Consider the following 14,703-nt stretch of genomic DNA (forward strand, 5'->3'; position numbering starts at 1 on the left):
GACCATGAGCCTCCAAATGCGTGAAACGGTCAGGTCGCGCATGCGTCAATTGTGCTTCGTGCTCATTCTTTTGCGTTATCGTGCCATGCGCCGGATGAACGTTGTCGCAAAACGGGCCAGTCCGTAACCTCTCGATCGTCTACCTGCGAACCTGCATACGATAAAGGAGTGGTTATGAAGAACATCCTCGTTGTCGACGATGACTCCTCGATGAGAAGTCTATTGGTCGATTATCTCTCGCAAAATGCATTCCAGGCAAAAGCGGTCGAGAATAGTCGGCAATTGACGCGGCAGATGTCGTCGGAGGAGGCTGACCTGGTGATCGTGGATCTTAATCTCGGTCAGGAGGACGGCCTGCATATTGTCCGCAACCTCAGCGCAAAATCGGATGTCCCTATTATCATTATCAGCGGCGATCGTCTCGATGAGACGGACAAGGTCATCGGTTTCGAACTCGGTGCGAGCGACTATATCACCAAGCCTTTCAGCCTCATGGAGTTTCTGGCTCGCGTCAAGGTCGCCCTTCGCGAGAAGCCGGAAAGGCGGGGATCTGCGCCCAATAAGATCTATACATTCGACGGCTGGCGCGTGAACACGCGGCATCGCCGGTTGACCGACCCTTCGGGCGAAAACATCAAGCTGACGGCAGGCGAATTCAACCTACTGATGGCCTTCATCAATGCGCCCCGGCAGACACTGTCGCGAGAGCAGTTGCTGCTGGCGACGCGCATCTACGATCAGGAGATCTACGATCGAAGCGTCGATGTGCTGATCCTTCGTTTGCGGCGCAAGTTGGAGCAGAGCGCGTCAAGCCCAAGATACATCCGCACGGAGCGCGGCGCGGGCTATGTTTTTGATGCGGACGTCAATGTGGAAGGGCCGCGGGTACGGCTTCAATGAAACCGTCCCGCTGCACAATTGTCGCGGCGACGGGATTGTTCCTTGCTGCATCCGACCCGTCGCTCGCTTTCGATCGCAACGGGCCCTTCGCCCCCTTACCGGATATCGAACGTCCCGATTCCGGCAAGGTCGCCCTTGGACAGGCTCTGTTCCACGATCCCATTTTGTCGGCGGGAAACGACGTTTCCTGCGCCAGTTGTCATGATCTCAAAACAGGCGGCACCATGCGCGTGCCGCGGCCGTTTGGAAAGGTGGATGGAAAACCACTATTCAATGTGCCCACCATCTTCAACGTCGCAAACAATCATGCGCTCGGCTGGCGCGGCGCGATCAGGTCGTTGAGCGCTCAAAACGAGAAAGTTTTGCTCGACCCCAATCTCATGGGCGCGCAATGGGGTGATCTGCTGGCGAAGCTCGCAGGCTCACCGACCTACAGGGATGCCTTCGCCCGGGCCTATGCCTCGCCGCCAACGAGGGAGGCGGTTCTGGACGCCCTCGGCTCCTACGAAATCTCGCTGCGAACGCCTAACTCGCCATTTGACCGCTACATGCAGGGCGATATAGCCGCGCTGACGGCCCGGCAGATCGAAGGGTATAGGCTTTTCAAGGATTACGGGTGCGCGTCATGCCACCAAGGCTCGAATATCGGCGGCAATATGTCCCAAATGCTGGGAATATTTTCCAACGAGGACCGTTATCTCCCGGAAAGCCCTACCGAAGAGGGGGAAGGTGGGGACGAAGCTCAGTGGCCGTTCCGCGTTCCAAGCCTGCGAAACGTGGCGCAAACGGCACCCTACTTCCACGATGGTCGCACTGCGCATCTTCCCGAAGCCGTATCCCAAATGGGCCGGCTTCAACTGGGGCGCCGCTTGTCGCCCGAAGATGTCGCGTCGATAACGGCGTTCCTGGAAAGCCTGACGGGCTTTTACGGCGATGAGCATCCAGCGGGTGAGGAAAGTGGCCGCAAATGAGGATCGCGGTCCTGCTGGTCGCTGGCCTCCTCTCTATGGTCCTTGCTCTCGGACGCGGGCCGAATGAGGAAAGCCACCGAGCCATCCTCAACGCGCTCAGGGATATCGACATCGCCTACGCTGCCATGCAACGCGACATGCTGCAGGCGCGATCCGGGCTGCTGACGAACTACGATTCCCTTGGGGCGGCGATCGACCAGATGCGTAAGGAACTGCAGCATATCAACGCGCTGGCCGATACCCTTCCGCTGCGCAATTCGGCGGAACCACGCAAAAAGCTCGACGCGGTCGCAAATGCGATCGATCGGAATTCCACCATGATGGAAACCTTCAAGTCTAGCAACGCGCTTATCCAGAACTCGCTTAAGATTTTCATTCAGGCGCTGAAGGAAATGCGCCTGCGCGAGGAGGCCTCGGGGGGCACCCTTTCAGCCGACGTCCAGCAACTCGGACAGGAAATGTGGCAGTATCAGACCTCCACGGATGAAAGACTGGCCCTAACCATCCGCGGAAGCCTGATTGCACTGCGTGAAGCGCCCTCCCCGGGAACCGAAGATCTGAAAAAAGTGCTGCTGGATCACGGTTTCCTCGTTCTCAAGCTGTTGCCGACGGTTGACGATATCGTTGGCCGTACGCAATCGTCGAGCGCGCTGGAAGGCAGCCAGGAGTTGCGCGGGGAATATCTTGCCCAATTCGGCAGGATCAATGCCTGGGTTTCGGACATACGGCTCGTCCTGGCTTTGATATCCCTCGCCTCCTGCGCCTATGCCATCTATCTTGCGGTCCATCTCAAGATCAGCGCCGACAATCTCGGCTGGCGTCTTCACGTTGAGCAGACGGTCAATGATGCGATGACCCGTCTTTCCCTTGAGCCGGAGCGTTTCCCGGCCGTCATGGATGACGCTCTCATGCGGATGGCGGAGGTCTTGGGGTTCGGAGCGGTTTGCCTGGCCAGTCTCGACCCGGTGACTGGATCGGTGGACCGTGTCTATGGCAGCAAATTGTGCCGTGGAGCCGAGGGGTTGCTTCTCCAGGGGTTCATTGCCGATTTCCGCGCTCAGCCTTCTACGCCCGCCGATCTCGTCATGTGGCGCTACGGCGAGCTGCCAAAGGGTCTGGCACGACTGCGCCATGCCCGCCGCCGGCCGCTTGCCGTCGCGTCTATGGTCAGCCTGCACGAGCGTCGCGCAATCATGCTGGTGGCTGAATGCCAGCCGGCCGACTGGAACCTGAGAACGGATGCGCAGCTGCTGCGGATCACGACGGACCTGCTGGCGCTTGCGATCGAGAAACACGACCGCCTCGCCGAACTCGAGGAGCTTGACCGGCGGCTAGAGGAAACGCAGCGCCTGGAGGCTGTCGGAACGCTCGCCGGTGGCGTCGCACACGAGTTCAACAACATCCTGATGGCGATGATGGGCTATGCGGAGATGGCGGCCGCCGATCTGCCGCCTGGCTTGCAGACGCGCCTTTACGTCGATCATATCATGACGTCGGGCAAGCGTGCCAAACTGGTGATCGACCAGATGCTAACGTTTAGCCGCATGCGCAAGAACCAGCCCAAGCCGTTCGATGCCGTCTATGCTGCGGGCGAGATGCTGCCGATCATCGAGATGTGCATCGGCCCTGCGGTAACGCTGCAGACCGCGCTACCCAACGCGGGGTTGATCATTTCGGGCAGCGAAATCGAACTGCAGCAGGTGATTGTCAATCTTTGCAAGAACGCAAGCGAAGCAATCGCGGGCGAAGGCCGCATCAAGCTGGCGATCGACGACGTCTTTGCCGGCGCAACCTATTCCTTGTCTCACGGCCACCTTGAGCCCGGTCGCTACGTGCGCATCAGCGTCACGGATACGGGGCCGGGGATCGCACCCGCTGAGCTCAAGCGCATTTTCGAGCCGTTCTTCACGACGAAGGGCCCAACCGGTGGGACGGGACTGGGCCTGCCCGTCGTACTGGGGACCGTACAGTCGCTGAACGGTGGCATGCACGTCGCAAGCATCGTCGGCAAGGGTACACGTTTCGAACTCTATTTTCCGCGCGTCGACAGCAATGTCGTTTCACTAACGGTGCCCGAAAAGGCGATCGAGATACTGCGAGGCAACGGCGAACTGGTCGCGGTCGTGGACGCCGACGAAGAATCGCTGGCAATGTGGGAAGAGAAGGTTGCTGCTCTTGGATACGAGCCAGTCGGCGTTACGTCGGTTGCCGAGATCAAGCGGCTTTTGACTGCCGGCGACGTGCCCGACGTGGTGGTCATCGTCACGGGTGATGAGGATAAGATCGTAGCCGAAGCGGCCCGTCTCCCCCCTACCCTGCCGGTGCTTTATCTTTGCGAAGGCAAGGCAGGCGTTCCTGCCGGCCCCGTGAAGAGCGGCGCGCGCCACGTACTCAAGAAACCGATCAATTCACGTCGTTTTTCCGTTGCCATTGCTGATGCGCTCAAGAGCGCCAGCGTAGTGATGCCTGTTGCGCTCGCGCGCGCCGATGTCTGAGCGCAATTAATGTTTCATCCGTAACGCCCGACGAATATTGGTGTATTTCGCCTTGATATCGAGATCATGATGAAAATATTATGGATGGTGAAGACTATTAGGTAGTCGCACTTCCTCATGAAATGAAGCGAACACATATAACTATAATGACGGAGCGAAATAATGTTTCAGGATAATAATAGCAAACGTGTTAAACATCGTCGCTTGAATGATGATAAAAATAATCACGAAGTTGAATCTATCTTAGATGAAGAAGAGAATATTTATGACGATGTATTGCAGGAAGAAATTGCATTCATGAAAAAGCAATACGATTCTGTGTACAAAAAGTAATATTATTTTTAATTTGGGGGTATATAACCCATGGATGAAGATGCTGTAAGAAGAATGCGGGAGATGGCCATTGGTGGCTCCAAAACGGAGGACGTGCCGGGTTTCATCAACGAAAAATATATGAAGGTTTTCATTTCAAGACCTTCTGCCGATGGAAGCCCTTATGTAGGGGTGCGACCCAGCGAATTTGGCCCGGTCTCGGAGACGCAAGCGAAAGATCTCCAGATCGAGTTTCTGGACAGGCGCGGCAATCTTATCCCCGCGCCGTTCCTTGATAAGCACATGTGGTCTCGCAATGGCCAACACAGACTGCCTGACGAAGAGGCAGTTCCTCTCGCACGCAAAATTCTTCGCGAACAAAATATCCCGGTCGACATATGGCCGAAAAAAGTCGCCCAGGAGCAGTTCAGGGCGAAAGACGGGAAGTGGAAGAACCGCACAAAATTGCGTGGCGATGAACAGTTTCAGCCGATGCCGCACGGCACGAAGCGCATACAGATGGCCCAGTATGAAAACCCAATCGCAACCGGAAGCCACAAAGGCGATTACCAGGTAATCTTCTCAAACGCCGTCTATTACGGCTGGCGAAATAGGGGCGATCAGGTAGATATCAAAGCGCTGCGCGATCACTACACGGTAACGGACGAAAAAGGCAACGTCACCGGCAAGCCGCAGTTCATTGCAGTTACCTCCAGTTCCAATGTCAGTCATTCAAGTGAGTTCATTGAAAAACACAAGGAAGAGTTCGGTTCAGCAGACAAACGATTGAAGGGGCGGACGAGCGAATCCGTCAGCGACAAAATTCCGGAGGTCTACGTCACGTTCCCAAACGGTTGTCAGTTCGACGCTGAAAAAGTGCTGCGTTACCTGGCGGATACAGAGGAGGCCGCGAAGCTAAGGGAGGGGCCGAACGAAGACAACATGCACATTCCGATTAATGTCCGCAATGCGCCTGGACACAACAACTGGGATGCGATCGAAAACGTCCATGCCGAATATCCCAAGTATCTGAGGGAGATTGCCGGTAAGTACGGCATGTATGCGGGGCCCTGGGCCTCCACAGAGGCCGGAAATTCAGGAGAGCTCAAACTGACGGGGTCGGAGAAAAAAGCGCTCTTCGATCGCTATCGAAACGATGCTCCGGCGCGAGTCGCCTTCAAGGGGGCTTTGGTGCCGATAGATAACGAGGACCTGATTGCAGAGACGGCGAGCATGTCTCCTCAGGATCGCATGAAAAACTTTCCTAAGTCGCACATCATGCTTACGGTGATCGGCGAGAAGGGGGGGAAAAACGGGTCCCAGCGCGTCATGTCTTCCTACGGCGGTAGTGAAAAAATACCCACGCATGGCGCCGAGCAAGTTCGGGCTTTCTATACGGGCGACTATTCGAGAATTGCGCCTGCCCTGACGAAAGACGAGAACGGTGCGGCCATGCCGGCTCAGTTTCGCACGGGGCATGGTGTCAAACTCGAGAGTATCGACAGAGCGGAGACGCCGCCTCCCTCCTGGGGACCAAATTCGCCCACCCACGGTTACGAAAGCGAACATGGCACTGATGATGAGGCGATGCATGATGACCTGCCATCTGGCGCTAAGGGAATGGTGAACACGTTCCAGATGACGCCAGCGCCAACGCCAGCGCCAACGCTGCCCCATAATCGGGGATACGATCCCGACCGGCCGCGGTCTTCTGGCGGCAACTCCGTCGGTTAGTAGCTCTTGCCCACTCAAGCGCGAGGCGGCTCCGGCGGGTGCCGCCTGTACTCCAGCATTAACAAGAAGGTAGCGTGATGTCGCAAGAAAATGGACGGTGGCGCGACAAGCCAATAAAACCTCACTTCACTAGAAGGGCTGCGCTAAAAAATCAGATCAAAGAATTGCGGGCCGCCTCCCAGGAAGAGGATCGGGCGCAGGAGGTCATCGGTCGTTACCGTCGCCCCAAAAAGCAGCGCCGCTACGACGCGGATTTGGAAGTGTTCCGTGACCTTTCAGCCAAGGATCGCGACGGTGTCCTCTATCGCAGCTTCTGGGGAAATAGAGAGCACTTTGGGTCACGGGACGATCCGGATGCGCTGGTGCGTCACAAGCACCGGCCCAACGGCGATACCTGGAAGGTGCAAAAGTGGACGACCGGCCCCGACGGGAAGCCGAAATCCTATGTCGCGAGGCAAATCAAACTGCGTGGCAGAAAACTCACCGACCGGGAGTTCGATGAGAAAGGACGCTTGGTCAGGAAGACTAAGGAGCGCTTCCCACACTATAAGGAAGTTTGGGAACGGGATACCAACGGTAACCTCATCCAGACCGAGCTCAGGCGCGGATCGCTCAATGTTACGCTTTCCGGCGTGGATGAACACGGCAAGCGCAAAAAGACAGTGCAGCGCGGCAAGCGGATCGATGTGTTCGAACGCGACGAAGCAACCGGTGCCCTGACGCAACTTTCAAGCACAGGGCATCGCTTCCGGTCGAATATAGAGACGACAATATCGGGTGACCGACGCACCTCCAGTACAACAGTCAAACAACTTGGCCGCAGGGCAAGAAGGTACAGGTCCGAGCTCGACGAAAGCGGTGATGAGATCGGCCGTCAAGAGCTCAAACGCCAAGGTTTCTTCACGAGGAACGACGACTCACGTCGGAGTTTCACGAGCGCCAAAAAAACCACGCTTCTCGGCAACGATCATGTGCGGGTCGAAACACCGGGTTTCGGCAAGCCCCAAGTGAAGATCAGGGAAGCTAAGGATGGGGAGCGGACATATCTGGACCGACCAAGCGATTACGGGTGGCACGATTCAAACGTCAGCACTTCGACCAGATTTAACGTTGCGGGTCCGTCCGTGCCGGCACGGACGGAATTGAGGAGTCCGGTTGCAACCAGAGACGGGCCTCCGGACAATGTGGATGTCAATGCTGTTCGGGCGCTTGCAGGGCTGAATTCCCCAGCCGCGCCACCAGTGGTTTCGGTGCAGCCCCCGCCGAATGGTTCCCGTGGCAGCGCTTCGACCAGATCCAACGTTGCGGTTCCGAGCGCGCCGGCACGGGCGCAATTGAGGAGTCCGGTTGCAACCAGAGACGGGCCTCCGGACAATGTGGATGTCAATGCTTTTCGGGCGCTTGCAGGGCTGAATTCCTCAGCCGTGTCGTCGGTCGTCGATCGGTCCCGTGGCACAGGTCGAGTGCCTCCGTCTCCTCCAGCGGCTGTCGGCGCCAGGCCAAACCCGGCAATTGTCGGTGGGGAAACTGCGGGATCGCGGCGGGTTGCAGCCGCGCCGCCTCAGGTTTCCGACAAGCCCTCGGCGGGCGATCAGTCGGCGTCGAGAGAGTGGACAATGGATGAGTTGATGGCAGATCTCGAGCAGACGTCGCAGGGGGACAGCACAAGTCAGAGTTCATCTCAAAAACAGCCTTCAGTCAACCAAGCCAAAGGCGTTGCTGCCAGGCAATTTTCGGATCGTGTCCCTGGACGTGGCGTTGATCGCAGCAGCTTTGGGATTTAAGAACAAGCGTCGGAAGCAAGGCCAGCGCTACTAAGCGACCGTGCCCGACGTTCGATAGTCGTTTGCAATGCATACCTGGCGACGAAGTCTGGTTCGTTGGCGAGCGGCGGTCGACCGGAAAGCAAAAAATTCTACGTGTCAAATTTGCCGGCCGATACCCCACTGAAGGCGCTCGCCGCCACGAATAAAGCGAGATGGGTATGCGAGCAGGCACACCAGCAAGGCAAGGAGGAGCTTGGGCTTGACCACTTCGAAGGCAGGTCCTGGACGGGGTTACATCGAAATGCCTTGATGACGATGATCACCTATGCCTTTCTCCAAGCCCACTGCCTCAAGGCCGCGGGACGGAAAAAAGACTCACAGGTCCGCCGCCACAACAGAGCGTGCCGGACGTCAGGAAAGCGATCCTCGACATCTTCGCACGGCCACCGCCGCTACGATGCCCTCACGATGAGATGCTCTTCACAGAACGCCTCAAGCCAAAAGTGCCCAAAGTAACTCTAGTTACGGGGATGAGGGCGATGATATTGCTGCGGCAGCCGATCACCGCCTGGTCGATATGGCCGAACATTCATCCGGCTTCCGTCGCCGGATCGATCGTGGACACCCCGATCACCAGACTCGAGCAATTGCTCCCGTGGAACTGGGTGGCAACGTCCGCAAAGGCCGCTGCTGCCTAGGGGTCAATCGATGGCTGCTAAAACCAACAGAGATCAGTCCGACAATAACCGCGCTCTTGTTCGCGGCTGCGCAGCTACGCGATTGGGATCCAATCGGCATATCCGATATTCCGGAAGCGAAGGACGAATATGATGCCTACGCCGGCGTCGTGCTCGGTATGCTCATCAACCAGAACGCAACATCGCCAACTACCTCCTCAAAATCGCGAGAGGGCTGCAGCAGCGATCGTGGCGCTCCGATCAAACAGGTGAAGATCAGCTTCGTGCTACGGTGTTCACCGGATGGATACGCTAATTTTGGACCTACGCTCGTTTGAAGCCGACTACAATTGCACACGGAATCGATCACTGATAGCGGTGCGGCCGCAGTATCGATTTCAGTTGTAGCCTTTGACTTTTTGCGTGGGCACGGTTGCAGGGCTATAGGATGGACAGCGCATGCTTCGTCCGTGAAGTGCGCTGGTAACGTGCTCTGATGTCGCGCCGGTCATGTCGCGCGGTACCGGAGCGGCTTTCCCTCGGGAGAATTTAATGTCGCGTGTCTTAAACGATTGCCTTGGCAGTGAACTCGGCCTCGACGGCTGCTACGCAAACATGCGAGCGGCAGAAATCGTCAATAATGCCCGTGCTCGCTTCATCTCGCTGTCGTCCCGTCTGACCGCCATACAGAACGGGGCCACAGGCGCAGCTATCGCTACAGACCCAGCGTGGCCAGGCATACTCCAGGAAATTGACGGCATGCTTGCCAGGTTTCCGGCGATGGCAGACGACGCGATCGTCGCTGCGGCTTTTTCAGATGAGGTCCTCGATCTCGAAGAGGAGATAGACCACATTGTCGCAGTGGCGGAAAGAACGACCGATGAGCCTTGACACGTTCTCCTTCACCGGCTCTCTGGGATTGACATGAGATTTTCGGGTCTGGTCGCCGGCCCGATGCCTCCAGTTGCGGCCTTCGAACCGCATTCGCTACATCGCGGGCAGTCGAGAAGTAGGCGGCTCGCAGTCGTTGCGGGAGCGGCATGTCGCCCCTCCAGAGCGCTCAGGCGCCGCTGCCAGCCGTATGCTGTCGAGACTTCGCGTCACGAGAGTTGGAGGCGCGTCTTCCACCCCTCCGAATGCGTCCTTCAGGCTAGGCACATGGGCACGTCAAGGACTTCGTCGCCTTTCCCCTCGCAGGCTACGGCAGGAGATCGAAGAGCATCTTACTCAAGATCCCGACCGGCAACTTCACCCGAGTGCACTTCGATAGACAGCGGCACGACGCTGGATACTTTCTCCGGGCGGAGCGACTGGGACGATCGCGCCGACACGCCCCTTCTCGTCACGTTTTATGGATCTCGATGTGCGACCGCGACGCGTGCCCACTTCATCTCGTATCGACTGCGATCGAAACAGACACCAACGTTTGCGGGTGTTTGGTTTCCTGCGGTTTTTGCAAAATTGGGGCATGAGGTGAGAGGGCAACGCCCTTGAACGCCCCTCGCCCACAATTAATAAAATGTAAATCCAATGATGCTCTTCATTGTTTGCACTCCATCGGCAATTCAACGCGGATGTACAATAATCATGTTTCAGATGTATATAATATATGTGCGCGCTCAAAACAAAATACGCGAATAATGAGAGTTAGTATTTCACCTGTAAGCTAAATTCTCCTGTCATATGGCGGAAAATATACTAAATTAATACACGTGGTCTTCCGTGGTTCTGTTTCATTCGACAGCAGAAGGCCCAGAGCCCCGCGATGGGGAAGAATGATTTGACGGATGAGGATAAGGAAGTGATTGAAGCTCAATTGCGAGTTCGCTGAGGTCACCATCAAGTTCGTAGCTTTGTTCCTTTACGCCGCCGCTGTGATCCTCCTCCTCCCAAGATCGCACGGCGCCATGAATGCGAAGGTGGCCCCAGGTTGAAGTATGTGGTTCTTGTGCCGGAGCAGCGGCATCCCGAATATGATAGTTTTCTACCCATTTTGTTTTCAGCAGCGAAAGGTCTTGCGGCCAGAATTGTCACGCGCATTGACAGCGTCGCGGCAGACGAAACCCCGGTGGTCTCGGCTGCCTGTGGTGGCGCAGAGCAATTGCGTATAGCCGAACTTCCCCAATTGCGGGAAGGCAAGTTTGTGCTGATTGACCACGCATTTTTCGGGGACAGCGGTGTGCGTGGCCGCTATTTCAGAATAGTGGCGGGCCGCTTCCAACCCGATGCATTGATCGACGACGAACCCGACTGGCTCCGTTATCAGCGGCTGAACCTTCCGAGCATTTCGCAGTGGCGACGAACATCAGGTGACGTTCTGGTCATGCCGCACACGCGAGAGTTCGGTACGCTTGTAAGGGTATCACCGTCGCAGTTTTTAAATTGGGTTCACAATAGTCTTCCGGATCAAGTGGATCAATCGGAGCTGGAGATCCGTGGTAGGCATGCCAATGGTCCGCGGATAGCGCCGGAAGAAGCTATCAGACAAAGCCGGGTCGTTATCGGTTTTAATACGGAGCTTTTATTGCGTGCCCTTCGCTTGGGCGTGCCAGCCATTGGGCACCCGGAAGGTAGCGTTGTTTATGCCTTTAATCACTTGACACCCTATGACGTTGATAGTCCATGCCTATTTGAGAAGACGGTTGCGGAACGCGAGCATTTCTGTGCAAGGCTGGCTACATTCTATCAAGCTTCAAGTGATGAGCTGGAAAACCCTGGCTTCATCCAGAGCCTGCTGGAAAGACAGCTTGATCATGTACACCGCCGGGTATGCACAAGTCCTCCCCGTCAGGAAACGTGGGAACATTATCAATCGATTGTCGACGGGCGGCGGTGACCACTCTTGCCGGGGTTGACCTTATGCTGATGGAGTGGAATGCTTCGCATAAACCGATCGGCTTTCAATTGAGAGCTGTTCGCAAGCCGTTTCCAGGTCTTGTCGAGCCAATCAATTTGAGCGCGGCTCAGTCCTCGATGGCGTTCGAGTAACAGAACTTCCAGGCCTTGCGGCCTATTCACCCATCGCTTGGCGCTATCGCGCTCTTCTCTTTGGTTGTGGTACATCACCGTGCCGTCACGTCTAGCAATGACGATGCGATCAAACTGCATGTCGCGCTCCGCATCGAAAACAGCGCGCGGCCAAGCTGCATACCTCTGACTGTGGCCGCTATCCGAAACCATGGCGCTCGTCCCGATATGGCCACTCTTCAGCGCTTTGTCCGTGCGGTCAACAACCGCCGTCCAGCTTATTTCTCTTGGCTCGGCAATGAGATAAAGTCCCGTCTCATATCCCCGGCTCTCGGCAAATTCGATGTCCTCCTGCATACCTCCCGGCAAGCTGCATTCAATTAAGATGTGAGCTCCTTTCTTCCCGGCGTCATCACGGAGCCTATCACACCACTCAGGCGTAAAATCGCGGGCCTCCTCTTGCGCTAGTGCTGGATTCTTTGCCGCAAGATCATGATAACCATCCACGTACTTGACCAAGTTGTCTGAGCTGATTTTTTGCGTTGGGCCTTGCAGTTGGACTGCAATCCTGTCCATGCCGGTTGTCTTGCCGATGCCGTTCTCGCCGGCGACTATCCAGAATTGGGGCCGACCTCGGACTCCTTCCTTGACAAGGTTTTCGGGCGCAATTCTGTGATCATAAATGTAGGCGCAGCGCTCGTCGGACATGAGGAGGCTGTCTTCGTCCTCGGAATGATCTTCGCTTTCGCTAAGAAAAGAGGCGGCAGAGCCACGAGTTGACGCTTTTTCTGAGATATCACCATGCGAGGTCATGGATCGTTTACAACGTATCTGCTCTTTAAATGGATTTAAGCATTGGATCGATATTCACTTAACTTGAGCCAGTAGCTATCAGTCAAGTGCGGGTACGAGCAGAGTAGTTACAACTGAAAGAGGTTGCCGATTTCTTTAAACGGAACGTCCATGCTTGTGCCCTCGTATGGAGCGCCATTAACGGCGTCTACGACGTCCGAGTTGAGGCGTGGAAAGTATGGCGTACAGTCGACAAGAGACGGGATCGGAAAACGAGGCCCGAACAGATGTCAGCACCCGACTCCGCGAAAGCACTGACCCTGGAAAAATTCTCTTGAATTTACGGGGTGTCCACAGATGTTTACGGTCTCTTGCTCGCCTCCGTGACAGTCGCGGTCGTGAGCAAAGTGATCTGAGATCGAAAAAGGCCCCAGAATCCCACGAGGATGATCTGGAGCCTTCTGTCTGAGCGTTCGACTTCACAGACGCGCCATTTATGGCAAGAAATTCGTGGGTTGCAAGCCGGTCAACGTCAATTGTTCTCTGGCGGCCACTTTACATGAACGGCCTGATCCGCGGGTCGGCGCGCCAAATGCCACCCTCTGCTCATGCGAAGATCGGCTTATGCTTAGTCCCGATCCAGATCGTTACTGTCGTTGGCCAGTCGGGAAAGGTGTTCCTCACAGACCAACTTGACGAGGCCGTGGAGAACAGTTGTTCGCTCGATCAGGAACGCGAGCGCTTCGTCGCTGATCTGATAGTGCTTGGAGTACCGCGCCTTCACGTAGGCTTCGTTGATCGTGTTGAACCAGGCGACGTAGCGCTGCCGGTCGTGAGGCCAGGCCTCTGTCAGCCGTCGGTCGTGCTCTTCGGCAAAGCCACGCAACGAACGCAGATTGTGCGTCGGTGGGCCGTAATTCTTCAGGACGAGAAGCACGGTTGAATAGGCGTGTTCAATCGCTTGATGCAGTTCGAAGGCGGCATGGTTGGGGCGGCCACCCTTCCAATGAAATGCCGCGCCTATCACGAAGCCCTCTGCATGCGGAAACCGGCTTTCATAATTGTCGCGCGCGATCTCGAGCTGTTGCTTCGTACTGATCGGCCTTGGCTCAGCTAGCGGCTCGCTGTCGAGCTCATAAAGCACGATGCCTTGCCGGCGGATATCGCAGAAGAAACCGTTGCCGCGTTTCAACTCGTCATTCACCTCGCGCCTGGAATGCACGATGAACGAAACCTGCATGCCCTTCAGCAACCGGTCGCTCAACAGTCGGTCGGCGGCGTTGTTCCAGTAGCTCGTAAAGTTGGTCAGCTTGCGATTGTTGACGACGACGAGAATATCGTAGTCGGAGCGGTAGCCTTTGCCGGTGTGCTCCTCGTCGACCCAGTCACCCCGCGCGTGTGAGCCGAACAAAATGACCTTGAGGATCCGGCCTTTTTTCTTGAACTCCGCCTGGCCTGCCGCCAGCGCATCCTCGAACTCTTCGCGCAGGATCTCGACCGCTCGCGCAAGCTGCTGGCGCTTCGTCTCCGGCAGGTGATCGAGGCTTGTCTTCATCATCGTCTTGGGCGTGCTTTCAAATCAGAACGGGTTGGTCGATTCTATACGCTCGATGCACGAACGCAACCCAAACGGGTTTCTTCCCTACTGCGTTGCTGGCCCTGCAGGCTCGACCAACACTGACATCGCCGTGGTGGTCTATACGGCCCGTCACGCCTCGCCCTCCGGTCATTGATATTCGGAACGCATCGGCCGGGGCAGTCGGTCCCGCTTCCCCTTCGGACCACTGACGTTGAAGCTCCTGCGGCGGCCCTTTTTCGTCCTCTCGCGTGGCGCGAATTCCCGCTTTCCCGCGCTCGCACGTCGCGATGCTGAAAGCTCCGATACGCTTCTTTCTTCATGGATCGATGCCTCCATGGCAATGATCCGCAGGCGGGGCGCATTTTCAATGGCGCCACCGCGATCTGGCGTGCGGATAGATCGTGGGTTTCCGCTGGCGTTTCGCCCACGACGATCCGCCGGATAGGGAAAGCCTTCAACCAGCGGCCCCATCTCACTGAGACGTTCAAGCTTTCCAGGAATCCTTGTTCG

11 protein-coding genes and 1 pseudogene are annotated in these 14,703 nt (G+C 56.5%); 10 read left to right on the forward strand and 2 right to left on the reverse strand.

Going from position 1 to position 14,703, the window contains the following annotated elements; translation table 11 throughout:
* Positions 1-51: 51 nt before the first annotated feature.
* The 10 genes and pseudogenes from C6558_RS32255 to C6558_RS39790 all read left to right on the forward strand — a co-directional run bounded on the left by C6558_RS32255 (position 52) and on the right by C6558_RS39790 (position 11,691).
* On the forward strand, positions 52-900 hold the full coding sequence (locus C6558_RS32255) for a response regulator (RefSeq protein ID WP_371412318.1): 849 nt from the start codon (positions 52-54) through the stop codon (positions 898-900).
* On the forward strand, positions 897-1,871 hold the full coding sequence (locus tag C6558_RS32260) for a cytochrome-c peroxidase (RefSeq protein WP_107028215.1): 975 nt from the start codon (positions 897-899) through the stop codon (positions 1,869-1,871). Before C6558_RS32255 ends, C6558_RS32260 begins: the two co-directional genes overlap by 4 nt.
* Positions 1,868-4,366, forward strand: coding sequence for a DAHL domain-containing protein (locus tag C6558_RS32265; RefSeq protein WP_107028216.1), 2,499 nt, complete (start codon positions 1,868-1,870; stop codon positions 4,364-4,366). Before C6558_RS32260 ends, C6558_RS32265 begins: the two co-directional genes overlap by 4 nt.
* A 162-nt stretch (positions 4,367-4,528) precedes the next feature.
* A complete protein-coding gene (locus tag C6558_RS40105) occupies positions 4,529-4,699 on the forward strand; it encodes a hypothetical protein (protein WP_158268981.1) in 171 nt (56 codons plus the stop codon).
* Positions 4,700-4,729: 30 nt separating this feature from the next.
* Positions 4,730-6,412 (forward strand): hypothetical protein, encoded by a 1,683-nt coding sequence (locus C6558_RS32270; protein ID WP_146160931.1) that lies wholly within the window; start codon positions 4,730-4,732, stop codon positions 6,410-6,412.
* Between the two features lie 77 nt (positions 6,413-6,489).
* Entirely contained in the window at positions 6,490-8,196 is a 1,707-nt protein-coding gene (locus C6558_RS39785; RefSeq protein ID WP_146160932.1) for a hypothetical protein, read from the forward strand.
* A gap of 53 nt (positions 8,197-8,249) precedes the next feature.
* Positions 8,250-8,650 (forward strand): annotated as a pseudogene (locus tag C6558_RS41150) (IS701 family transposase); the annotation flags it as partial.
* Between the two features lie 105 nt (positions 8,651-8,755).
* Entirely contained in the window at positions 8,756-9,193 is a 438-nt protein-coding gene (locus C6558_RS41155; protein WP_245449246.1) for a hypothetical protein, read from the forward strand.
* A gap of 172 nt (positions 9,194-9,365) precedes the next feature.
* A complete protein-coding gene (locus C6558_RS32290) occupies positions 9,366-9,746 on the forward strand; it encodes a hypothetical protein (protein ID WP_146160933.1) in 381 nt (126 codons plus the stop codon).
* A gap of 1,039 nt (positions 9,747-10,785) precedes the next feature.
* Entirely contained in the window at positions 10,786-11,691 is a 906-nt protein-coding gene (locus C6558_RS39790) for a hypothetical protein (protein ID WP_146160934.1), read from the forward strand.
* Here C6558_RS39790 and C6558_RS32295 read toward each other — a convergent pair.
* Positions 11,664-12,635: a zeta toxin family protein gene (locus C6558_RS32295; RefSeq protein ID WP_107028220.1), complete on the reverse strand. Its 972-nt coding sequence runs from the start codon at positions 12,633-12,635 to the stop codon at positions 11,664-11,666. The two genes, C6558_RS39790 and C6558_RS32295, sit on opposite strands and share 28 nt — an antisense overlap.
* Before the next feature lie 607 nt (positions 12,636-13,242).
* Positions 13,243-14,169, reverse strand: a complete 927-nt coding sequence (locus C6558_RS32300) for a nucleotidyltransferase and HEPN domain-containing protein (RefSeq protein ID WP_107028227.1) — start codon at positions 14,167-14,169, stop codon at positions 13,243-13,245.
* Positions 14,170-14,703 lie beyond the last annotated feature (534 nt).

This window comes from Ensifer sp. NM-2, from assembly GCF_003024455.1.
GTDB classification, from domain to species: domain Bacteria; phylum Pseudomonadota; class Alphaproteobacteria; order Rhizobiales; family Rhizobiaceae; genus Ensifer; species Ensifer canadensis.